This window comes from Paenibacillus sp. USDA918EY, assembly GCF_009870825.1.
In the GTDB taxonomy this organism is placed as follows: Bacteria; Bacillota; Bacilli; order Paenibacillales; family Paenibacillaceae; genus Paenibacillus_AQ; species Paenibacillus_AQ albilobatus.
In genome coordinates this window covers 1-478 of record NZ_WTWY01000066.1, presented here as the reverse complement: position 1 = coordinate 478, position 478 = coordinate 1, and the positions used below count along the sequence as shown (strand labels likewise).

The window sequence follows — 478 nt, the reverse complement described above, 5'->3', positions numbered from 1 at the left end:
AGCGTGAAGACCAGACTTGGTTTCACGAGGGTGGATGAATGGCAGGACTGGCTGACCCATATTTTGAAGCAGGATATCGCTAACCTTTCGATCCATTTGCGTACAAGAGAGGAAATGAGCCAAGTCGATGCGCATTGGGAACTGATTCCTGAAATTAAGGAACTTCGGGATCGTGTGGCGCCGCATACGCTGCTTACGATTAATGGAGATATTCCTGACCGTCAAACAGGCTTGAAGCTGGCTGAACAATATGGCGTGGATGGGATCATGATCGGGCGCGGTATTTTTAAAAATCCGTTTGCCTTTGAAAAAGAGCCGAGGGAACATAGTAGTAGCGAATACCTTGATCTTTTAAGATTGCAGCTGGATCTCCATGATCATTATTCCCAACAATTAGAGGTCCGTCCATTCAAAGCTCTTCATCGCTTTTTCAAGATTTATGTCAAAGGGTTCAGAGGAGCAAGCGAACTAAGAAATC

The 478-nt window shown here is 45.4% G+C and carries 1 protein-coding gene; it reads left to right on the top strand.

Annotated features, from left to right (window positions below; translation table 11 throughout):
* Positions 1–478, top strand: a 478-nt coding sequence (locus GQY55_RS30835) for a tRNA dihydrouridine synthase (RefSeq protein ID WP_201452277.1), incomplete at both ends; no start/stop codon positions are given.